The organism is Arhodomonas sp. KWT (genome assembly GCF_010993615.1).
Window position 1 is genome coordinate 76,293 of sequence record NZ_WNXE01000001.1, and the last position, 20,565, is coordinate 96,857.

General features: G+C 69.1%; 20 protein-coding genes. 13 read left to right on the forward strand and 7 right to left on the reverse strand.

The genetic code is table 11. The features are described 5' to 3' along the window. Positions 1-27: 27 nt before the first annotated feature. Both G7A99_RS00400 and leuA read left to right on the forward strand, forming a co-directional pair. Positions 28-2,055: an ATP-dependent helicase gene (locus G7A99_RS00400; RefSeq protein ID WP_163138598.1), complete on the forward strand. Its 2,028-nt coding sequence runs from the start codon at positions 28-30 to the stop codon at positions 2,053-2,055. Between the two features lie 385 nt (positions 2,056-2,440). Next, the gene (gene leuA / locus G7A99_RS00405; RefSeq protein WP_018717408.1) at positions 2,441-4,150 is read left to right on the forward strand and encodes a 2-isopropylmalate synthase; all 1,710 of its coding nucleotides are present in this window, start codon (positions 2,441-2,443) and stop codon (positions 4,148-4,150) included. Positions 4,151-4,192: 42 nt separating this feature from the next. Here the strand turns inward: leuA and G7A99_RS00410 are convergent, their stop codons facing one another. Further along, on the reverse strand, positions 4,193-4,663 hold the full coding sequence (locus tag G7A99_RS00410) for a potassium channel family protein (protein WP_018717409.1): 471 nt from the start codon (positions 4,661-4,663) through the stop codon (positions 4,193-4,195). 376 nt (positions 4,664-5,039) lie between these two features. Between G7A99_RS00410 and G7A99_RS00415 the strand changes: the two genes are divergently transcribed. After that, positions 5,040-5,558 carry a class I SAM-dependent methyltransferase gene (locus G7A99_RS00415; protein ID WP_018717410.1) on the forward strand — a complete coding sequence of 173 codons (519 nt, stop codon included), beginning with the start codon at positions 5,040-5,042 and terminating at the stop codon, positions 5,556-5,558. A 1,104-nt stretch (positions 5,559-6,662) separates the two neighbouring features. On the opposite strand, the gene G7A99_RS00420 is transcribed toward G7A99_RS00415, so the two are convergent. From G7A99_RS00420 to G7A99_RS00435, 4 genes are all read right to left on the reverse strand, one after another. Continuing rightward, entirely contained in the window at positions 6,663-7,970 is a 1,308-nt protein-coding gene (locus G7A99_RS00420) for a TRAP transporter large permease (protein ID WP_163138599.1), read from the reverse strand. Between the two features lie 13 nt (positions 7,971-7,983). Next, positions 7,984-8,508, reverse strand: a complete 525-nt coding sequence (locus G7A99_RS00425; RefSeq protein ID WP_163138600.1) for a TRAP transporter small permease — start codon at positions 8,506-8,508, stop codon at positions 7,984-7,986. Further along, the gene (locus G7A99_RS00430) at positions 8,492-9,538 is read right to left on the reverse strand and encodes a TRAP transporter substrate-binding protein (RefSeq protein WP_163138601.1); all 1,047 of its coding nucleotides are present in this window, start codon (positions 9,536-9,538) and stop codon (positions 8,492-8,494) included. The genes G7A99_RS00425 and G7A99_RS00430 overlap by 17 nt, the downstream gene beginning before the upstream one ends. Before the next feature lie 81 nt (positions 9,539-9,619). Then, positions 9,620-10,156, reverse strand: a complete 537-nt coding sequence (locus G7A99_RS00435; RefSeq protein WP_205599683.1) for a MarR family winged helix-turn-helix transcriptional regulator — start codon at positions 10,154-10,156, stop codon at positions 9,620-9,622. Between the two features lie 105 nt (positions 10,157-10,261). Between G7A99_RS00435 and G7A99_RS00440 the strand changes: the two genes are divergently transcribed. Together G7A99_RS00440 and G7A99_RS00445 are read left to right on the forward strand one after the other, a co-directional pair. Beyond that, positions 10,262-10,528 (forward strand): hypothetical protein, encoded by a 267-nt coding sequence (locus G7A99_RS00440; protein WP_163138602.1) that lies wholly within the window; start codon positions 10,262-10,264, stop codon positions 10,526-10,528. An 87-nt stretch (positions 10,529-10,615) separates the two neighbouring features. Beyond that, positions 10,616-11,236 carry a LuxR C-terminal-related transcriptional regulator gene (locus G7A99_RS00445; protein ID WP_163138603.1) on the forward strand — a complete coding sequence of 207 codons (621 nt, stop codon included), beginning with the start codon at positions 10,616-10,618 and terminating at the stop codon, positions 11,234-11,236. Between the two features lie 14 nt (positions 11,237-11,250). Here the strand turns inward: G7A99_RS00445 and G7A99_RS00450 are convergent, their stop codons facing one another. Together G7A99_RS00450 and G7A99_RS00455 are read right to left on the reverse strand one after the other, a co-directional pair. Then, the gene (locus tag G7A99_RS00450) at positions 11,251-12,612 is read right to left on the reverse strand and encodes a hybrid sensor histidine kinase/response regulator (RefSeq protein WP_163138604.1); all 1,362 of its coding nucleotides are present in this window, start codon (positions 12,610-12,612) and stop codon (positions 11,251-11,253) included. Further along, on the reverse strand, positions 12,605-13,783 hold the full coding sequence (locus G7A99_RS00455; protein ID WP_163138605.1) for an FIST N-terminal domain-containing protein: 1,179 nt from the start codon (positions 13,781-13,783) through the stop codon (positions 12,605-12,607). The genes G7A99_RS00450 and G7A99_RS00455 overlap by 8 nt, the downstream gene beginning before the upstream one ends. 242 nt (positions 13,784-14,025) lie before the next feature. On the opposite strand from G7A99_RS00455, the gene G7A99_RS00460 reads away from it, so the two are divergent. The 8 genes from G7A99_RS00460 to G7A99_RS00495 form a co-directional block, all read left to right on the forward strand. Further along, a complete protein-coding gene (locus tag G7A99_RS00460; RefSeq protein ID WP_163138606.1) occupies positions 14,026-15,381 on the forward strand; it encodes an alginate export family protein in 1,356 nt (451 codons plus the stop codon). Between the two features lie 22 nt (positions 15,382-15,403). Further along, entirely contained in the window at positions 15,404-16,918 is a 1,515-nt protein-coding gene (locus G7A99_RS00465) for an aldehyde dehydrogenase (RefSeq protein WP_163138607.1), read from the forward strand. Between the two features lie 65 nt (positions 16,919-16,983). After that, positions 16,984-18,132, forward strand: a complete 1,149-nt coding sequence (locus G7A99_RS00470; protein WP_163138608.1) for an amine dehydrogenase large subunit — start codon at positions 16,984-16,986, stop codon at positions 18,130-18,132. 6 nt (positions 18,133-18,138) lie between these two features. Continuing rightward, positions 18,139-18,684, forward strand: a complete 546-nt coding sequence (locus G7A99_RS00475) for a MauE/DoxX family redox-associated membrane protein (protein WP_163138609.1) — start codon at positions 18,139-18,141, stop codon at positions 18,682-18,684. After that, positions 18,677-19,324 (forward strand): methylamine dehydrogenase accessory protein MauD, encoded by a 648-nt coding sequence (gene mauD / locus G7A99_RS00480; RefSeq protein WP_163138610.1) that lies wholly within the window; start codon positions 18,677-18,679, stop codon positions 19,322-19,324. Before G7A99_RS00475 ends, mauD begins: the two co-directional genes overlap by 8 nt. Before the next feature lie 14 nt (positions 19,325-19,338). Further along, positions 19,339-19,863, forward strand: a complete 525-nt coding sequence (locus G7A99_RS00485) for a methylamine dehydrogenase light chain (protein ID WP_163138611.1) — start codon at positions 19,339-19,341, stop codon at positions 19,861-19,863. Next, on the forward strand, positions 19,856-20,347 hold the full coding sequence (locus tag G7A99_RS00490; protein ID WP_163138612.1) for a cytochrome c: 492 nt from the start codon (positions 19,856-19,858) through the stop codon (positions 20,345-20,347). Before G7A99_RS00485 ends, G7A99_RS00490 begins: the two co-directional genes overlap by 8 nt. Next, a partial coding sequence (locus G7A99_RS00495; protein ID WP_205599684.1) for a hypothetical protein occupies positions 20,344-20,565 on the forward strand: 222 nt, incomplete at its 3' end. The genes G7A99_RS00490 and G7A99_RS00495, both read left to right, overlap by 4 nt.

Here is a 20,565-nt window from a genome sequence, read left to right on the forward strand (position 1 = left end):
CGGTGAAACGCGGTACCATCCCGCCCCATGCTCGACGATGATCAGTCCCGCGTAGTCGCCCACGAGGACGGCCCGGCGGCGGTGCTCGCCGGCGCCGGCTCCGGCAAGACCCGCTGCACCACCGAGCGCGCCGTGCGCCGGCTCTGCGAGAGCGGCGTGGACGGCGAGTCCATGGTGCTGCTGACCTTCACCAACAAGGCGGCGGGCGAGATGCGCGAGCGTATCCGCGAGCGCCTGCCCGACGGCATCGCGCTGCCCTGGATCGGCACCTTCCACAGCTACGGTAATGCGCTGCTGCGCCGCTGGGGGCGTCACATCGGCGTGCCCGGCAACGCCACCCTCATGGACGCGGACGACTCCCGGCGCATGCTCGACGCGCTGCTCGCCGGCCCGTTCTCCGACCGCCAGCGCCGCCAGGAGGCGCTTCAGGCGGTGGAGGCGATCAACGCCCGGGGCCTGGATGTCACCGAGGAGGCGGACCTGGAGGGCATCGTCTCGGCCTGCGGCGAGTACGGCTTCGGGCCGGTGGCGAGCGCGCGGATGCTCGAGCGCCTGCGCCGTTTCGAGCGCGAGAAGCGCGACGCCGCCGTCATCGATTTCGCCGATCTCATCGCGCTGCCGGCGCGGCTGCTGCGCCGGCACCCGGAGGTGCGCGAGCAGGTGACCGGGGCGCTGTGCGACGTCACCGTCGATGAGGCGCAGGATACCGACGCCGCGCAGTTCCGGCTGCTGGAGCTGCTGGCGCCGCCGAGCCGAACGGTCATGCTGGTCGGTGACGACGATCAGGCGATCTACGAGTGGCGCCACGCCCGTCCGGAGAACCTGCGCACCTTCATCGAGGCGTGGTCCGCCACGGTCTACCGCCTGGAGCGCAACTACCGCTCCACGCCGGCGATTGTCGGCGGCGGGGCCTCGCTGGTGCGCCACAACACCGCGCGCCTGGACAAGTCCCCGTACGCGGTGCGCGCGGCCCCCGAGGGGGACGGCGTTCAGCTCGTGCACTACGACGCGGCGGAGGCCATGGCCGAAGGCGTCGCCGAGCGCCTGGAGCGGGCGATCCGCGACGGTACCGCCGCGGACCGACTCGCCGTGCTCTACCGCAAGAACCGCATGGCCCGGATCCTGGAGACCGCGCTGCTGCGCCGTGCGGTGCCCTACCGGGTGAAGGCGGGCACCGATCTGCTCGGCTACGCCGATGTGCGCATGATGCTCGCGGCGGGCCGGCTCGCGGCCAACCGCCGGGACATCCGTGCGCTCTCGCGGCTCGCCGAGCTGGTGCCCGGGCTCGGGGCCCGGGGCGTGAGCCGGCTGCTCTCCGGCGGGGGCGATCCCTTCGCCGCAGCCGGCGCGCTCTCGCCCCGGGCCTCGGAAGGGCTCGACGCCCTGCGCCGGGCGCTGGACGACCTCCACGCCCGCGGCCCGGGCGGGCTGTTCGAGTGGTGTCGCCAGACCCCCATGATCAACGACTGGCTCCTCCGCCGGGCCCGGCGCGGTGGCCGCGGCGAGGGTGGTGAGGGCGATCCCGAGCGCGCCCTGCGGCCCATCCTCGGGCGCCTGCGGGCGATACAGGGGGCCGTGCGCCGGCGCCTGGATGCCCTGCCGGCCGGTGCGGACCGTGCCGCCCAGTGGGCCAGCGCGCTGGAGGTGGTCAGTGCCGGTACCGACGAGGCCGAGGAGGGCGGGCGCGTGACCCTGTGCACCGTTCACGCCGCCAAGGGGCTGGAGTGGCCCGAGGTGCACCTGTTCGGTTTCTCCGAGGGGCTCATGCCCATGGAGCGCGAGGGCGTGGTCGAGAACCTCCCCGAGGAGCGGCGCCTGGGCTACGTGGCGATCACCCGGGCCCAGGACCGGTTGATCCTCCACCACGCCGACCGCGTGGACATGGGCGGCGGCGAGGGTCCGCGGCGGCTGGCGGTCTCGCGGTTCCTGGAGGAGGTGCGTGCGGGCCAGCCGGTTACCCTGGTGGACCGCCGGCGCGGAGCGGCCGGTGGCGGCGAGGCGGACGCCGGCCAGGCCCGGGACTGGCTCGCGGAGATGCGCCGGGCGCTCGGGTAGGGTGTGGTGAGGGGCCGGTATCTCGCCCGTAACTTGACATGCCGGGCGATCCTTCGTTAACTATCGGACATGTTTATGGATCAGCCCCGGCACCTTCTGACCTCCCGCCTGCCGTCCCGGCTCCTGCCCGGGCTGCTCCCGCTGCGCCTTGCGCGCAGCTAATCAGACCCCACACAACACCCAGTTCACCGTTCAACAGCCACCCGCCGGGCGAGGCGGGGTAACAGCGGATAGTTGCGAGGAGCGAGCATCCATGCCGCGCAGCGAGCAACCGATCAACCGACGACTGATCAGCGGTCGGCGGGCCATGGAAACGTGGCAGCCCGCCGGCCGTGACATCGCCACAGGCCCGCGATTGCGCCGATAGAACATGGAGAATTGAGCGATGTTGTCCGATCCGTCGAAGAAATACCGTCCCTACCGTCCCATCCAGCTCACCGACCGTACCTGGCCGGATGCGACCATCGATGTGCCGCCTGTGTGGATGAGCACCGACCTGCGCGACGGCAACCAGGCGCTGTTCGAGCCGATGGGCGTGGAGACCAAGCTGGAGATGTTCCATATGCTGGTCTCCGTGGGCATCAAGGAGATCGAGGTGGGCTTCCCCTCGGCCTCGGAGACCGACTACACCGTCGTGCGCCGGCTCATCGAGGAGGACATGATCCCCGATGACGTGCGCATCGAGGTGCTCACCCAGGCGCGCGACCACCTCATCGAGAAGACCTTCGAGTCGCTGCGTGGTGCCAAACGCGCCATCGTGCACCTCTACAACGCCACCTCTCCGGCCTTCCGCGAGCTGGTCTTCCACCTCGACCGCGACGGCAGCCGCGAGGTCGCGGTCAATGGGGCGCGGCTGATCCGCAAGCTCGCCGAGGAGAACCCGGAGACCGAGTGGATGTTCCAGTACAGCCCGGAGACGTTCTCCGCGACGGAGCTGGACTTCGCCCACGAGGTGGTGGACGCGGTCACCGAGGTTTGGGAGGCGTCGGCGGACCGGCCGGTGATCGTCAATCTGCCGGCGACGGTGGAGATGTCCATGCCCAACGTCTTCGCCGACCAGATCGAGTGGATGCATCGCAACCTCGCCCGGCGCGAGGGCATCGTGCTCAGCGTCCATCCGCATAACGACCGGGGCACCGCCATCGCCGCGGCGGAGTTCGCCGTCATGGCCGGGGCGGACCGCGTCGAGGGCTGCCTGTTCGGCAACGGCGAGCGCACCGGCAACGTCGACCTCGTCACCCTCGCGCTCAACCTCTACACCCAGGGTGTGCATCCCGGGCTCGACTTCTCGCGCATCAACGACGTCGCACGGACGGTGGAGCAGTGCACCCAGCTCCCCATCCATCCGCGCCATCCTTACGTCGGCGACCTGGTGTTCACGGCGTTCTCGGGCTCGCACCAGGACGCGATCAAGAAGGGGTTCGCCGCCCAGGAGCCGGAGGCGCCCTGGCGGGTGCCGTACCTGCCCATCGACCCCCGGGACCTGGGCCGGACGTACGAGTCGGTCATCCGCGTCAACAGCCAGTCCGGCAAGGGCGGGGTGGCCTACCTGCTCGAGCGCGACTATGACCTCACCATGCCGCGGCGCATGCAGGTCGAGTTCAGCAACGCGATCCAGCGCGTCACCGACAGTACCGGTGCCGAGATCCGTGCCGACGAGATGTGGGAGATCTTCCGCCGGGAATACCTCGAACTCGATCACCCCATCGACTACGTCAGCCAGAGCCTGTTCGACGTGGACGGCCGCCAGGGCGTGCGGCTCAAGGTCCGCGAGAACGGCCGCGAGGAGGTGCTTACCGGTGTCGGCAACGGGCCCATCGACGCCCTGCTCGCCGCGCTGGACGCGGACGTGCGTGTCCAGCACTACGAGGAGCACTCTATGGGCCGGGGGTCGGACGCCCGGGCGGTGTGCTTCGTGGAGCTCTCCTGCGAGGGGGTGGCGGGGGATGTCTTCGGTGTCGGTATCGACGGCAACATCGTCAGCGCCTCGATCAAGGCCGTGATCAGCGGTATCAACCGGGTCTGGGCGCGGTTGCCCGAGGACCGGCGGAACGGCCTGATCGGCCGGGGCGACGGCAGCCAGCGCTTCGCCTGAGCCGGTGACGCCGGGGCATCGGCGGCCGCCCGTGGGCGGCCGCTACCAGTTGCGCTGCATCGCGAGAAAGGTCAGCGAGGCGGACCACGTCACCAGCGCCAGCCCGGTGATCGCCTCCGTGCCCACGAGCAGCCGGATCGGGCCCTGCGGGGTGATGTCGCCGAAGCCCAGGGTGGTGTAGGTGACGGCCGAGAAATAGACATGGTCGAGCAGCCCCTGCAGGGGCAGTCCCACCAGTTTGCCCGTGCCGTCGAGCTCGAGTAGCAGCGAATAGCCGGCGCCGAAGATCCAGATCTCGATCACGTGGGCGCCGAGCAGGCCGAGGATGATCACCACCATGCGCCGGTGGCCGTGGCGGGCCAGGCTCTGGCCGACGAGGAAGCGCCAGCCCACCTGCAGGCACTGGTAGTGGATGACCACGCAGATGCCCACCAGGAGCGCCGTTACCACGGCCATGAACCAGTGGGTCGGGCTGGTCAGGGCGTCGATGAAGGGGGAGGTCGGGTGTTCCACGTGCGTATCGGGTCCGCGTCGATCCGGGCGTTCGTTGTCCGGCCGTTAGTATCGTTGCCGCCGGGCCCGGCTGTCACCGGCCGCGGCGGTATGGTTCCGGTGCGCGTCCGGGCGGCGGCCGCGGGCGCGTCTCCCGGGGGATCCCGCCCGCGCCTGTGTGGGGCGGATCGCGTAAACTTGCGTCCGCACCCCGGGCCCTGCCAAAGTTATGCGCTCAGTGCGTGCGGCACCTCAGTGTGCCTCCGCGGTCAGGGCCTGCCAACGAACTCAAGCAATGGAGAACGTTAGAGTGTCTGCCGCTAACGAATCAGCGAACGCCTCGGCCAGTGGGTCGGGATTCTGGCTTTTCGCGAGTAACTTCTTCAAGCACCCCGCGATGCTCGGATCCATCATCCCGAGCTCCCGTCACCTCATCGACAAGCTGCTCGCGCCCGTGGAGTGGTCCCGCGCGAAGCGCGTCGTGGAGTACGGGCCCGGCGTCGCGACGTTCACCCGCGCCCTGCTCGAGCGTATGCCCGAGGACGGCGAGCTGCTGGTCATGGAGCTCAACCGTGACTTTGCCGATTACGTGAGGGAGCGCGTTCAGGATCCGCGGCTCACCATCGCCCATGCCTCTGCGGCGAGTCTCGATGAGTGGACCGAGCAGCTCGGATGGGACGGGGTGGACTATATCGTCTCCGGTATCCCGTTCAGCACCATGCCCGCGGACACCCGTGACGAGATCCTGGAGACGACCCGTAACGGGCTCGCCGAGACCGGCGAGTTCCTGGTCTTCCAGTTCTCGAACGCGGTCTTCCCGTTCCTCAAGGATACCTTCCCGCGGGTGGACAAGGAGTTCGAGGTGCGCAACATCCCGCCGGCGCACTGCTACCGCTGCCGCGTGGCCGCGGAGTAACCCTGCCGATACCGGACGGGCCGTGCGCCCAGCGGCCCGTCACGATTCCCCGCACGCTGGAAACGGACACAAAAAAGCCCGCTTGCCGCGGGCCCAATTCTATTTTTGCTTTGGTAGCCTCTCCCCCCCTTGGCCGACGGCCCGGTCTTTCGCCGGGCTTCGCCTTCAAGGTTGACGTTGATATTACCGGACGTGGCAGGTGACGCAAGCATGAGTTGTGACGCGATGCACCATTTTCGTGGGGAAATCAGCTGAATTGATCGTGAATGGGTGTTCACATCTGCCCGGTTTTGTGTATACTGCAATGCAACAGCGGTTTTGATCTCTCCTCCTCTTGGCCGACCTCATTCAGGTCGGCTTTTTTTTTGTCCGTCCACAATGAGTGCACCGGGTTGGGTTATCTGTGAACTGCGGTCAAACCCCTTGTGACTGACTGTCTGTTCATGTTGCGGCGCAATGCTGTATACTCGGTCTCAGCTAGAATTTTCAATCTCTCCTCCTCCTTGGCCGACCACTTGGGTCGGCTTTTTTTTGTCCGGTACTTTCATCCCGGCCCGGTCGTTTGCGCCCGGCACCACGGAAGCCGCGCCTGGGCCGGCTGGCATGACCATCACGGGGTGGCGGCTGTGTCCGCGGTGCCTGTCGCCAAGGTGAGGGTGGCGCACCCCGGCGGCGTGCGATCCCTACATGCGCCCGCTCCCCAGGCGCTGTAGCCCTACGACTGCCGTGCCGGCCCCGGTGTTTGTCGGCTGCCTCCGGGCAATCGCTTTACCGTCGAAGCGCGCCCCAGATAGGTCGTGCACCGTCAGGTGTGCGACGCCTGGATGGTTTCGCGGGGATGTCGCACACGGCCCGGGGCCGTGCACGACCTACCGGAGGCTGGCCGTGTACCCAGCGCATGCGATGACTGGTTCGGCCGCGGATCGGGCATGCCGCCGCGCTGCTTCCCTCGGGTTGGCCGAGCCTGGCGGCCAACATCGACGGCGCGCGCCCGCCGGGCGGGCGGGATGTCGGCTGCCGAGCGCGGCCGACCTTACGGGAAACGGCGCCCCGGCAAACCACCGGCGATCTCGGGTAGGTCGTGCGCCGAAGGCGTGCGACGTCTCAGCCCAGTCCCAGCGCCCGGGGCAGTCCCAGCGCGATCACGGGAAAGGCCAGCAACAGCGCCAAACGCAGGACATCGGCGAGGATGAACGGGATGATCCCGGTCATGATCCGCGGCAGTGAGAGCCGCTCGTCCGCGGCCTGGATCACGAACAGGTTCATGCCGATGGGCGGGGTGATCAGGCCGAGTTCGATGACCGTGACCAGCACCACGCCGAACCACACCGGGTCGTAGCCGAGGTGGGTCACCACCGGGAAGACGAAGGGCACGGTCAGCAGCATCATCGACAGGCTGTCCATGAAGCAGCCCAGCAGCAGGTAGAACAGCAGCAGGACCACCATGACCCCCCAGGCGGGCCAGTCCAGTGCGGCCACCGTGCTCACCAGGAACTGCGGCAGGTTGCTGGACTCGATGAAGAAGTTGAAGAGCGCGGCGCCGATGAGGATAAAGAAGATCATCCCGCTGGTGACCGCGGCCTCGCGAATCCCGCCGAGCAGCACTTCCCGCGTGAGGCGCCCGCGCAGGGCGGCAAACACGAACGCACCTGCCGCGCCCACCGCTGCCGCCTCGGTCGGCGAGAACAGGCCTGCATAGATCCCGCCGATCACCACCACGAACAGCAGCACGACGTCCCAGGTGCGCCCCAGTGCCCGCAGCCGGCCGGCGGTGTCCCGGCGCTCCCCCGCGGGGCCGAGCCCCGGGTTCATGCGGGTGCGCACGCGCACCGCGAGCATGTAGAGCGCAGTGCCGAGCAGCCCGGGGAACAGGGCGGCGGCGAACAGCGCGCCGATGGACTCGCGGGTGAGCAGGGCGTAGATCACCAGGATGATACTCGGCGGGATCAGTACGCCCAGCGTGCCGCCAGCGGCCACGGAGGCGGCGGCCAGGGAGTCCGCATAGCCCTTGCGCCGCATCTCCGGCAGGGCGACGCGGGACATCGTCGCCGCGGTCGCGAGGCTGGAGCCGCAGATCGCCCCGAAGCCGGCGCAGGCGCCGATAGTCGCAAGGGCCAGGCCGCCGCGCACGTGGCCGACGAAGGCATAGATACCGTCGTATAGGTTGCGCGAGAGCCCGGCGTGGGCGGCGAACACCCCCATGAAGATGAACAGCGGCACCACCGACAGGCCGTAGGGATGGACCGCGCCGAACGGCAGCGTGCCGAGCATGAATCGTACCGCCGGCCAGCCGGCCAGCGGGATAGCACCGACCACGCCGACCAGGCCCATGGCCACGGCGACGGGCACGCGCAGGGCGATGAGCACGAGGGCGGCGGCGAAACCGGCGATGCCGGCTAGCTCTGCGGGCATGGGCGGGCTCCGGTCACGGCGCCACGCCGGCCGCGGCGTGCACGAGCCGGCGCAGTGCCTCGGCGAGTGTGGCGACGAGCGAGAGCAGACAACCCACCAGCAGGGCGCTCCAGTACCAGATCATCGGTATGCCGATGGTCTGGGAGGAATCCCCGTAGCGCAGGGCGAGCACGGCCTGGTCGAGGCCGTAGCGCCCGAGCAGGGCCACGAGCGCCGCGCCGGCGAGTGCGGCCATCGCGTCGAGGCCGGCGCGGGCGCGCTCCGGCAGCCAGTCCGTCGCCGCGGTGATGCCGACATGGGCGTTACGGATAAACGTGTAGGGGATGGCGAGAAACGCCATCGTCATCACGCACAGCTGGGTGATGTCCACCAGGCCGGTCAGCGAATGGTTGAGCAGCGCGCGGGCGAGGATGTCGCCCACCACCATGACGATCGCGAGCCCAAGCACCGCCACCCCGGCGGTCGCCGCCCAGGCCAGCACCCGCTCGACGGCGGCGTGCAGGCCCGCGGCAAACCGGGCGCTACGAGGACGAGTCACTGTACTCCCGCACCAGCTCCCGGGCGCGTTGGTAGATCGCCGGCGCGTTCTCCACGCCGTTGTCCTGCAGCGTCTCCAGGCGGTCCTGGATCATGGGCTGGAGCTGCTTGCGCCAGCGCGCGCGCTCGGCGTCGCTCACCGGGATGATCTCGTGGCCGCGGGCCACCGCGTCCTTGCGCCCGGCGCGGTCCCATTTGTCCCACCAGTCGCCGAACCGGGCCTCCAGGGTCTCGCCGGAGAGCTCGTCGATGGCGTTCTGGACCGACTCGGGCAGGCTGTCGAAGCGCCGCTGGCTCATCACGAAGTAGAACGACACCGTGTAGGCCCGCGCGTCCGTGTGGTACTGGAGGACCTCATTCAGCCGGAAGGCGCCCACCGCGTCCCAGGTGAACAGGGTGCCGTCGAGCGTGCCCTTCTGCAGGTTCTCGTAGACCTGGCTCGGGGGCATGCCCACCGGGCTGGCACCGAGGTATTCCAGCATCGCCGAGACCGCAGGGCTCGGCGTGCGCAGACGCAGGCCCTTCAGGTCCTCGAGCTTGCGCACCGGCGTGTCCGTGGTATGGATCAGCCCGGCGTTGTGGGCATGCAGCGCGAGGACCTTGAGCCCGTCGTACTCGTCGCCGAAACGACCCTCCTGGTAGAGCTGCCAGAGGACCCGCGAGGCGGTGCCGGCGTCCTCGACGAGGAACGGCATCTCGATCACCGAGGTGGCCGGGAAACGCCCCCGCGGCAGGCCGCTCAGGCCGTGGGCGATGTCCACCACGCCGGCGCGCACCTGGTCGAGCTGGCGGGTGATGTCGCCGAAGGCGGTGTTGCCGGGATAGATGGTGACCTTCACCCGGCCGTCGGTACGCTCCTCCAGCGCCCGTGCCCACGGCTCGATGAAATCGGTGTGAATGCCGTGGGACGGCGGCAGATAGTGGCTCAGCTTGAGCTCGATGGTCTGCTGCGCTGCGGCGGCGGAGGCCGTGAGCAGACCCGCCGTGGCGACGCCCGTGATCAGGGCGCGTGCGAGGATTCCCCTGAGCATGACTCTCCTCCTGCGTGCGGGGTTATTCGAGTACTTATGCCGGAAATCCTACGCGGTTTCGTTTCGATGGAAAATATCCATTCACGACGACGACTCGCGCATCCGTGCCACCTGCTCCTGTAGCCGGTCGAGCAGGCGCTCGAGCTCTATGCGGTCGTTCTCGTCGAGGCCGGCGAGCAGCTCGCGCTCCCACGCCTGGGCGAGGGGGGCGATACGCTCGTAGGTCGCGCGTCCGCCGGCGCTCATTCGGATCACGGCGACGCGCTGATCGTGGGCGTCGCTCTCGCGCTCGATGAGCCCGTTGCGGGTCATGCGTTGCAGCGCGCGGCTCACCCGGGGCTTGTCCATGTTGGTGCGCTCGCTGAGCACCCCCGCCGAAAGCGGCTGCTCACGGGCAAGGTGGGCGAGCACCCGCCACTCGGGGATCGATATCCCGAAGCGGGACTGATAGGTGCCGGCCAGAGAACGGCTCATCCAATCCGCCAGCACCGCCATGCGGTAGGGGATGAATCGCTCGATTTCCAGCTCCTCGGCCGGGGGCTGATGATCTCGTGCTGGCTGTTCGTCCATGCCGGGGATGTTGCAGTACGCCGTCCCGATCGGCAACCGCGGCGGCATGACCTGGCTGCCCACCTATGACTGACGGATGAATCACTTGTGATGCTGCGTTGCAGCACAAGGCGTTATAATGCGCTCAATATTTCGGCTCAGGGAGTATCAACAATGCACAACCGACAGTGGTTCCTCATGCTCGGTCTCAATGCAGACGGCGAGCGCCGGGTATACAAGGCGCGTCTCGAGGACCGCATCCAGGCCGAGCAGCTCGCCGAGCGGCTCGAGTTCGACGACGCCGCGACCATCCTCGACGAGGCCGCCGTCTCCCGGATCGGACGCTACGGCTACGGCTTTCAGCTGGTCTTCCAGATCGCCCCGGAGATCAGCCCCGCAGACTACGGCCTCGGCGAGTCGGAGACCCGACAGGCGGCCTGATTGCCTGTCGTCGTGCCGGCGCGTGGACTGTCCCGCGCCGGTGTGCCGTGCTAGTTTGCCTGCCAGGTTCACTGTGAGGCAGGCGGCATGGCACGGGTGCTGATCGCCGACGACCACCCGCTCATGCGGGATGCGTTGCGTCCCGTGCTGCGGGATCTTTTCGGTAGTGATGTAACGATTCGCGACGCGGACAGCGTGGAGGCGAGCCTCTCCGCGCTGGATGCGGAGTCGTTCGACCTTATCCTCTTCGACCTGTGCATGCCCGGTGGCGGCGATGCCGCGGCGCTGATGGCCGCACGCGAGCGTGCCGCCGCCGCGCCGGTGGTGGTGGTCTCCCACCGCGAGGACGCCACGGTGGTGCGTCAGAGCATCGCCGCCGGTGCCGCGGGCTTCATCCCCAAGTCCCTGAACACCACGCTCATACGCAGCGCGTTGCAGCTCGTGATCGACGGCGGGCAGTACTTCCCGAGCTGGGCGTTCACCGAGCGTGAGGCGGCCCCGGTGGCCGGTGAGCGTGACCTCAGTGCGCTGACCCGGCGCCAGCGAACCGTGCTCCGGTTGCTCGGCGAGGGGCAGTCCAACCGCCAGATCGCCGAACAGCTCCACCTCAGCGAGTGGACGGTGAAGGCCCACGTGAGTGCGGTGCTGCGCAAGCTGGGTGTCAGCACCCGGGTCGAGGCCGCGCTGATCGGGCGCGAGCTGGCCTGATCCGCGCGGGGGCGTTACCCGCCCGCCTGGAGCAGTCCGCGCAGCCGTGCCGTGTCCACGGGCTTGTGGAGCAGTCCCACCCCCAGCTCCCGGCACTGGTGCGTCAGCCATTCCCCGCGTTCGCTGGTGATGATGATCGTGTGCAGTCCCGGCTGCCCGGCGCGCAGCCGGGCGGCGAGCTCGAGGCCGTTCTCGCCGGCGCCGCCGAGGTGGTAGTCGATCAGGGCCGTTGTCGTGGCTTCCGGGGCCCGCTCGGGTGGGGCGTAGCAGGTGTGCACCCGGGCTCCCCACTGGCGCAGCAGCGTCGCTATGCCGAGCATCACCGCCTGGTCGTTCTCCACCACCAGCACCTCCTCGCCGGCGAGATCCCGGGCATGGGTGCGGGTGTCCGCGCGCTGGCCGGATTCCCGCGCCCGTGCCGGATCGCCGGCGGGGAGGGTGAGTCCGAAGCCCGAGCCGTGGCCGGGGCGGGAGCGCAGCACGATACCGGCGCCGATGAGCTCGGCGATCATTCGAACGATGGTCAACCCGAGGCCGAGTCCCTGGGCCTCGCCATCACGGCCGTTGGGTAGCTGGTAGAAGCTTCGGAAGATACGCTGCCGCTCCCGTTCGGGGATGCCCGGACCGGTGTCGTAGACCCCCACCCGCCAGGCACCTCGCCGTCGGCGCGCGGTCAGCAGGATGCCGCCGTTGCGGGTGTAGCGTACGGCGTTGCCGAGGAGGTTGCGCACGGCGCGCTCCACCAGCACTGGGTCGCTGTACACGGTCGCCGGGGGGCAGCGCACGCGGCAGGTCAGGTCCGTGCTCTCGGCGTGCAGGCGGTACTCCCCGCCCAGACGGTGCAGCAGGGTGTCGAGCCGGAAATGCGTCGGCTGGGGCTGAACCACGCCGGAGTCGAGCTTGGCGATGTCGATGAGGCTGCCGAGGAGGCTCTCCATGGTCTCCAGTGTCGCCTGGCCGCTGGCGGCGAGGTCGAGGACCTCGTCGTCGTCGGCGCTGTCGGCGATGGCCTGCAGCAGCAGCCGTGCCGCGGTCAGGGGCTGCTGCAGGTCGTGGCTCACCGCGGTCAGGAAGTTCGACTTGTTGGCGCTGGCGCGTTCGGCACGGGCCTTGGCGCGCTGGAGCTCGTCCTCGGCGGAGCGCCGCCGGGCGATCTCGTCCATGAGTCGCCGGTTGGCCTCGACGAGCTCGGCGGTGCGGGCCTTGACCGTTTCCTCCAGCACCGCCGCGGTCTCGAACAGGGCGTAGTCGCCGCCGCGGCTGCCCTGGTCCTGCTCGGCGCGTTCCATGAGCACGTCCACCATGCGCTGCAGGCGCTCGTTCTCGCTGCGTAGCTGCTCGATCTCCGCGGTCCCGGCGTGTTGCGTGTCAGTCATGACCCAGGGCGATCCCCGTGAACGTCTGGTTGAGGTGCATGCGCTCGAACTGCTCGCCGTACGTGGCCATGCCGCAGACGCCGAAGCGCGCGAGCAGTCCGTTCATGGCGGTTTCCAGTCCCTTGTGCTCGATCTCCCGGTGGCGCAGGGCGCAGTCGAAGGCGAGGGTAGAGGCGATGCCGCCGAGGTCGTCCGCCATCGTCTCGAAGCGATGCTGCAGGTCGGCGGCGAGGTCCCCCGCCATTGCGACGCGCAGCACGATCCCCTGATCGACGGCGCAGGTGAACGCCAGTCCTTCGCCGGGATCGGTGGAGACGAGACGTACCGAACGGATGTAGTAGGAATCGCCGACCTTCACCGCCGGTGGGCTGTTGGCGAGCACGGCGGGGGTGAGCAGCTCCGGCGCGGTGCCGATGGCGCGGGCGTATTCGTGCGCTGCGGGACGACCGTTGAGCTCCAGCACCACCCGCCGGTCCGGGTCGGCACGGGTGACCAGCAGCCGCTGCGGACCGGGGGTGAAGTGGTGCGTGGAGAACGCGCGGAAAGCCCGGCGGGGGCGCAGGAGGACGAGCACCGCGGCGTTGTCGCGGCCACGGCCCTCGTGCCAGATGCGCCCGGAGCGCTCGCGGAAGTGGTCTCCGGCGGACCCCCCGACCAGCCGCAGATTGCCCAGCCCCTGTGCGATGGACGCCACCAGGCGTTCCTCGCACTGGGCCATCCCGTCCACCAGCAGCAGCGCAAAGGTGTCCTCCGGGCCCGGCGGTTCGCCGGTGAGGCGGTGCATCTCGCTCTTCAGCCAGTTCGCCGCCTGGAAGCCGCGGGAGAAGTCCATCCGGTCGACGTCCTCCAGCGTTGCCGTGACTACCTCGGTTTCCGAAGGGAATGCCGCGGCGCTGATGCCGTGGCGCCGATAGCCCGACGGTCCAAGCACCGCGGAGCCCACGGTCCCCAGCACCCGTGCCCCCGGGCGGTGGCCCGCCAGCCGCTCGCTCACCGCCTCCAGCGGGTAGTCGCCGGAGCACCAGAGCAGGATCAGCGAACGCGTCTCGGCGCCGAGGCCGCGGTCGATCTCCGCGGCAGCGCGTCCGGGATCGTCGAGGGTGCTGTCCACGCGGCGAATCGCGGCGCCGTGCCGGCCCGGTGTCGCTGACAACCGGCGTGGTTGCTGCATCTGCTCTCCTCCCCGCCGCCATCCGGGTCCCTTACCCGGGGATCGTAGCAGCATACACCGGCGCACCGTGCTCGCCCGGGGGATGACGCGACGCCCGCCGTATTCCGGCGGTTCCTAACACTTTCGGGCTATGGGGCGGGGTGAAAAATGCTGCGAGGGGGCAATACAGAAGCTCCCGGTACCCTCCTAGGATTTGTTAACGCGCAATGACAACGATCAACGAAATACCGAGGAGGGAGGTCATGCCGCGTCGAATTACCCCCCAGGCGCCGTTTGCCCTGTGCACGGCTGCCGCGCTTGCGCTGGCGTCGGCGAACGCCGCCGCCTACGAGGTCTACAGCGGTGAGGACGGGTCCAGCCTGAGCCTCGACGCCGAGCTCGGCGTCGGCTATTTCTCCAGCCAGCAGGACTACTCGGGACAGGGCCGGGATGAGGTCAACTGGACCGAGGGCTATTTCAAGGCGGGCGTATCCGGCGAGCGGGTGCTCGGTAACGGGGCGAGCGTCTACGGTGCGCTCAACGGGCTTGCCTCGACCACCGACGGCGACGGCGACGCCGGCGGCTTCAGCACCGGTGACGAGAGCGAGTTCGACGTCGAGGACGCCTACGTCGGCTGGCGTTCCGGCTCGCTCATCGGCGGCGTGGACGATGCGGTGGACCTGTCCGTCGGCAGCCAGTCGTTCACGGTCGGCGACGGCTGGCTGATCAATGGCGATGCGCTCAATTTCGGCGAGGGCTTCGGCGACTCCCTGAGCCGCGGCGGCGCCTACTGGCTCGCACCGCGCCATGCCTTCCGCCGCACCGCCATCGCCCGCTTCGAGACGGGCACGCCCTGGCGCGGCGATGCCTTCTATCTGGGCTCGGACAACGACGCCCAGGGCGACACCGAGCTCGCCGGCCTCAATGTCGAATACAACGACGAGGGCTGGGGCACGCTCGGGGCCACCTATCTGCATGTGCTTGACGTCGACGAGGACGACCTCGGCGGCGCCTACGCCTCCCGCGACGGACTGAATACCGTCAGCCTGCGCGGCAACAGCAGCCTCGGCATCGAGAACGCGGACTTCCGCTTCGAGGCCACCCTGCAGCGGGGCAGCCCCGCGAACGCGGCCGACGTGAAGGCCCACGCATGGTATGTCGAGGGCAGCTACCAGTTCGCGGACGTGTGGCTCGCCCCCAAGCTGACCTACCGCTTCAGCAGCTTCTCCGGCGACGACCCGGACACCGCCGACAACGAGGCCTTCGACCCGCTGTTCTACGGCTTCAGCCGCGGTTACGGGACGTGGTTCCAGGGTGAGGTCGCGGGCAACTACACGGGGCCGTTCAACTCCAACACCGACGTGCAGCATGTGGGGCTGTATCTCCACCCGCACGAGCGTGTGCGCCTCGGTGCGCTGTATTTCGACTTCAACACCCGCGAGACCGCGCCGGGGATGAGCGACGACTACGCCCAGGAGCTGGACGTGTTCATGGAGTACGCGGCCACAGAGCGGCTGTTCATCTCGCCGGTGTACTCGCGCTTCAACCCGGGGGATGGCTTCTCCGGCCCCGACGAGACCAACAATTACTTCCAGGTCATCGCGATCTGGAACTTCTGAGCCAGAGGACGAGAGGCAGGCAATGACGCAAGCGGCAGAGCAGCAATCCGTATTCGCCGGGGTCTCCGCGGCGGCCCGGGCGTTCGTCGAGCGCGAGCACGGACACTACATCGGCGGCGAATGGGTCGGCGCCTCCGGCGGCGAGCGCCTGCCGGTGCACGACCCGGCGACGGGGGCCGTCATGACCCACGTCGCCGGCGGCCAGGGAGCCGATGTTGACCGCGCCGTCAACGCGGCGCGGCGCGCCTTCGAGGACGCCGAATGGTCGCGTATGCGGCCGGTGGACCGGGAACGCCTCCTGTTCCGGCTGGCGGACGCCATCGAGGTGCACGCCGACGAGCTCGCGGAGATCGAGAGCCTGGACCAGGGCAAGGCCGTGGGGATGGCCCGTAACCTGGACCTGACCATGGCCGTGGACTTCGTGCGCTACATGGCGGGCTGGGCCACCAAGATCGACGGACGAAGTGTCGAGCCCTCGGTGCCCTACCTCCCGGATCAGCGCTTCACCGGCTGGACCCGCAAGGAGCCGGTGGGCGTGGTGGGGGCGATCGTGCCCTGGAACTTCCCGATCCTGATGGCCGTGTGGAAGCTCGCCCCGGCGGTCGCCACCGGCTGCACCGCGGTGCTCAAGCCCGCCGAGGAGACGCCGCTGTCCGCGCTGCGCCTCGCCGAGCTGGCCGAGTCCGTAGGGGTGCCGGCCGGGGTGATCAACGTGGTCACCGGCGAGGGGCATACCGCGGGTGCGGCGCTATCCGGCCATCCGGGGATCGACAAGGTCGCGTTCACCGGCTCCACCGAGGTCGGCAAGCTCATCGGCAAGGCCGCCATGGACAACATGACCCGCGTGTCCCTGGAGCTCGGGGGCAAGTCGCCGGTGGTCGTGCTCGACGACATGGACCCGGCCGCCGCCGCCCAGGGCGCGGCACAGTCGATCTTCCTCAACCACGGCCAGGTCTGCACCGCCGGCTCGCGGCTATACGTCCACAGTCGCCAGTACGATGCGGTGGTCGACGGTCTCGCCGATATTGCCGGCGGCATGCGCCTGGGGTCCGGACGTGACCCCGAGGCCCAGATGGGGCCGCTGGTCTCCCGCGAGCAGCAGCAGCGGGTGAGCGGCTACATCGACAGCGGCCGCGAGCAGGGCGCGCGGGTGGCCGCCGGCGGTCACACCCGCGAGGGCGGTTACTTCGTCGAGCCCACCATCCTCGCGGATACCAACCACGATATGCGGGTGGTGCGTGAGGAGATCTTCGGCCCGGTGCTCACCGTCATGCCCTATGACGACCTGGACGAAGTCGCGCGTCTGGCCAACGATACCCCGTACGGGCTCGGCGCGAGCATCTGGTCGAATGACCTCTCCCGGGTGCACCGCCTGATCCCGAAGATCCGCGCCGGCACCGTGTGGGTGAACTGCCACAACGTGCTGGACCCGGCGCTGCCGCTGGGCGGGTTCAAGCAGTCCGGCATCGGCCGGGAGCTCGGACGCGAGGTGGTGGACCTGTACACCGAGACCAAGACGGTAATGATGAGTATCTAGACCGTGATTCCGGCGGCGGCCGGTGCCGCCGCCACAACGTCGCGAAGCGAAGGGGGAGAAGATCCATGAAATCGCGAACCCGCCTGGCGCTGCTCATGGCCGGCGTGCTGACCGCCGGCCTGGCGAACGCGCAGCTCGAGCCCGAGCAGCTCTCCGTCGAGGAGCTGCCCGATGCCAGTCCCCACTGGGTATTCGTGGGGGACGTCAGCTTCTTCCACATGCCCGATTCCAAGGTCGTGCTCCTGAACGGCGACGCCGAGACGACCAACGAGGCGTACCTCGGGATGATGTCCACGGGCTACAACCCGGCCATCGAGGTGGCGCCGGACGGCTCCGAGCTCTATTCCGCGGAGACCTACTATTCCCGGGGCACCCGCGGCGATCGTGAGGACATCGTCACGATCTTCGACACGCACACGCTCAAGCCCGTCGGCGAGATCGACATCCCGGAGAAACGCCATTTCTCGCTGCTCCAGCCCTATGGCCTGGTCACGGCCAACGGCGGCAGCGACCTGCTGGTGTTCAACGTCACCCCCGCGACCAGCGTGAGCGTGGTCAGCCTGGAGGACCGTAAGTACCTCAACGAGATCCCGCTGCCGGGCTGCGCGTTCATGTACCCGGCGCCCGAGGGCCGGCGCTTCGGCAGCCTCTGCGCCGACGGCTCATTCGTGGTGGTGGACTACGACGGCGACGGCAAGGAGACCGACCGCAACCGCATGCAGCTCTTCGACGCGGGCACCAGCCATCTCTTCGAGAAGCCGGTGTACGTCGACGACACGCTGTACTTCGTCTCCCACGAGGGCACCGTCCACCCGGTGAACTGGAGTGGCAAGATGCCCGAGTTCGGCGATACCTGGCAGCTCGCGAGCGACAGCGAGCGCAAGGCCGGCTGGCTGCCCGGCGGCTGGCAGATGGAGGCCGGGCACTCCGGCAGTGACAGTCTTTACGTGCTCATGCACAAGGGCGGCGAGAACACCCACAAGGATCCGGGTACCGAGGTGTGGGTATACGACACCGGCTCCGGCGACCGCAGCCAGCGTATCGAGCTCAAGAACGCCGCCGTGTCGATCCAGACCACCGCCGACGACGAGCCGCTGCTGTTCGCCCTGCGTGCCGACTTCTCGGGCATGGACGTCTACGACGCTCAGTCGGGGGAGTACCTGCACGGCTATGACGGCTTTGCGGACACGCCGTTCCTTATGCGGCGGCCGTAGGAGGCCATGATGATCGATCCGGTAATCAGCGGGATCGCCAGGGGCGTGGTCGCCGTGCTGCTGCTCGCCGCCGCGGTCTACAAGCTGCGGGACACCGCCGGCTTCCGGCGCTCGATCCGGGACTATGCCCTGGTCAATGAGGCCCTGGTCCGGCCGCTCGCGTGGGTCATTCCCCTCGCGGAGGTGGCCGCCGCCGCGGCGGTGGTCTTCGAGCCCACCCGGGTCGCCGGGGCGACGCTGGCGGCGGTGCTGTTCGCGGTGTTCACCCTGGCGATCGGCGTGAACCTCGCGCGGGGCCGGCGCGACATCGACTGCGGCTGCTTCGGCCCCTCCCAGGGCCAGCAGCTCAGCGGGTGGCTGCTACCGCGCAACGTGGTGCTGGTGGCGCTCGCCGGCGTGGCGGCCCTGCCGCCGACCGGCCGCGCCCTCGGCGGGCTGGATTACTTCACTCTCGCCGCGGGCGTCGTCGCCTTCGTGCTGGTGTTCATCGTCTCGAACGTGGTGATCGGGCTGGCCCCGCAGGCGGCCGCCCTCAGGAGGAAACATGACTAACGCGCTCATCGTATCCAACGTGGCGCTCTGGCTGGCGGTTCTGGCCCTGGGCGTGCTCCTCATGGCGCTGGTGCGCCAGATCGGGGTGCTCCACGAGCGGCTCGGCCCGGCCGGGGCGCTGATGATCGACAAGGGGCCGAAGGTCGGCGAGGCCGCACCGATCCACGAGTCCCGCGACCTGGCCGGCGAGCCGGTCAAGATCGGTGGCATCCAGGCGGACCAGCGCAGCACGCTGGTGTTTTTCCTGGCGCCGAACTGTCCGGTCTGCAAGAGTCTGCTGCCGATGCTCAAGTCCGTGGCCGAGCAGGAGGCGGACTGGCTGCGCCTGGTCTTCGCCAGTGACGGCGACGAGTCGGATCACCGGGCATTCGCCGAGGCCCAGGGGCTGGGCGGCTTTCCGTACCTGGTCTCGACGGAGCTTGGCATGAGCTACCAGATCGGCAAGCTGCCCTACGCGGTGATCCTCGACAGCGAGGGGCGCATCAGCGCCAAGGGCCTGGTGAACTCCCGCGAGCACATCGAGAGCCTGTTCCACGCCAGCGAGCTGCGCCTGCCCTCGATCCAGGCCTGGCTCGAGCGCCAGAAGCAGGCGGAGGCGGACAATCAGGACAACGGCGGCGTGCGTCTGCACAAGGCCTGAGGAGGGGAAACAGCATGAAGTGGATGGACAGTTTCATCGAGAAGTACGCCCGAAGCTCCGTGAACCGGGGCTCGCGCCGCAGCTTCCTGCGCCGCATGGGCACGGTCGTCGTCGGTGCCTCGGCCCTGCCGCTGCTGCCGGTGGACCGGGTGGCCGCGGCGACCGGCGGCGACGGCGACGGCAAGACCGGTGATCCCGGGGACCCGACGTCCTGCGACTACTGGCGCTACTGTGGCGTGGACGGCTTCCTGTGCGCCTGCTGCGGCGGCTCGGCGAGCACCTGCCCGCCGGGCTCGGAGCCGTCGCCGATTACCTGGGTCGGCACTTGCCGGAACCCGTCGGACGGGCGCAGCTACATCATCTCCTACAACGACTGCTGCGGGCAGGGCAGCTGCAACCGCTGTGCGTGTACCCGCAACGAGCGCGAGACCCCGACCTACGACATCCGTCGGGACAACGACACCAACTGGTGCCTGGCGGCGAAGAGCATGTCCTACCACTGCTCCACCGCCGTGGTCGTGGGGCTGGCCGATGAGTAGAGGCTGGCTTGCGGCCGCCGTCGCAGCCATCGGGGTGGGCGCTTCCGCGCCCGCCCCGGCGGCGGACGGTCAGGCGGTGTTCCAGGACAACTGCGTTGTCTGTCACCAGGCGAACGCCCGGGGCGCCCCCGGATTCATCCCGCCGCTGGCGGATACCCTGGGTAATTACCTCCATGTGTCCGGCGGGGAGTATTACCTGGCGAATGTGCTCACCAACGGCCTGGTGGGCCGGATCAGTGTCAGCGGCGGAACCTACGACAGCAACATGCCATCGTTCGCGGGCCAGCTTTCCCACGGGGAGATCGCTGCGGTGCTCGACTACGTGCTGCGCCACTTCAACGCCGACAGCCTGCCGGAGGAGTACCGCACGCTGACCGCCGAACGGGTCGCCGCACTCGCGGACGAGGACCTCACCGCCAATGACATGCACGCCCGGCGAGGCGAGCTCATCGGGCGGCTCGGGGAGGAGGGACTGAAGCGATGAAGGGCTCTGCGCTCGCCGGTGCCGCGCTGGCGCTTACCCTTGCCGCCACGGCCGGCCATGCCGGGCCGCGTGGCGACTACATGCTGGAGTGTGCCGGCTGCCACCTCCAGGATGGCTCCGGCATGGCGCCGAAGGTGCCGGACATGCGCGGCATCATCGGCCGGATGGTGCAGCTTCCCGAGGGACGGGCCTACCTGGGCCGGGTGCCGGGCGCGGCG

Bases quoted from the DNA above. Each gene is read 5' to 3' on its own strand.
- G7A99_RS00430 (WP_163138601.1), bottom strand. From the start codon at position 9,538: ATGCTCAGGGGAATCCTCGCACGCGCCCTGATCACGGGCGTCGCCACG.
- G7A99_RS00400 (WP_163138598.1), top strand. From the start codon at position 28: ATGCTCGACGATGATCAGTCCCGCGTAGTCGCCCACGAGGACGGCCCG.
- G7A99_RS00485 (WP_163138611.1), top strand. From the start codon at position 19,339: ATGAAGTGGATGGACAGTTTCATCGAGAAGTACGCCCGAAGCTCCGTG.
- G7A99_RS00455 (WP_163138605.1), bottom strand. From the start codon at position 13,783: ATGCAGCAACCACGCCGGTTGTCAGCGACACCGGGCCGGCACGGCGCC.
- G7A99_RS00440 (WP_163138602.1), top strand. From the start codon at position 10,262: ATGCACAACCGACAGTGGTTCCTCATGCTCGGTCTCAATGCAGACGGC.
- G7A99_RS00460 (WP_163138606.1), top strand. From the start codon at position 14,026: ATGCCGCGTCGAATTACCCCCCAGGCGCCGTTTGCCCTGTGCACGGCT.
- leuA (WP_018717408.1), top strand. From the start codon at position 2,441: ATGTTGTCCGATCCGTCGAAGAAATACCGTCCCTACCGTCCCATCCAG.
- G7A99_RS00420 (WP_163138599.1), bottom strand. From the start codon at position 7,970: ATGCCCGCAGAGCTAGCCGGCATCGCCGGTTTCGCCGCCGCCCTCGTG.
- G7A99_RS00445 (WP_163138603.1), top strand. From the start codon at position 10,616: ATGGCACGGGTGCTGATCGCCGACGACCACCCGCTCATGCGGGATGCG.
- G7A99_RS00415 (WP_018717410.1), top strand. From the start codon at position 5,040: ATGCTCGGATCCATCATCCCGAGCTCCCGTCACCTCATCGACAAGCTG.
- G7A99_RS00450 (WP_163138604.1), bottom strand. From the start codon at position 12,612: ATGACTGACACGCAACACGCCGGGACCGCGGAGATCGAGCAGCTACGC.
- G7A99_RS00475 (WP_163138609.1), top strand. From the start codon at position 18,139: ATGATGATCGATCCGGTAATCAGCGGGATCGCCAGGGGCGTGGTCGCC.
- G7A99_RS00435 (WP_205599683.1), bottom strand. From the start codon at position 10,156: ATGCCGCCGCGGTTGCCGATCGGGACGGCGTACTGCAACATCCCCGGC.
- G7A99_RS00465 (WP_163138607.1), top strand. From the start codon at position 15,404: ATGACGCAAGCGGCAGAGCAGCAATCCGTATTCGCCGGGGTCTCCGCG.
- G7A99_RS00470 (WP_163138608.1), top strand. From the start codon at position 16,984: ATGAAATCGCGAACCCGCCTGGCGCTGCTCATGGCCGGCGTGCTGACC.
- mauD (WP_163138610.1), top strand. From the start codon at position 18,677: ATGACTAACGCGCTCATCGTATCCAACGTGGCGCTCTGGCTGGCGGTT.
- G7A99_RS00490 (WP_163138612.1), top strand. From the start codon at position 19,856: ATGAGTAGAGGCTGGCTTGCGGCCGCCGTCGCAGCCATCGGGGTGGGC.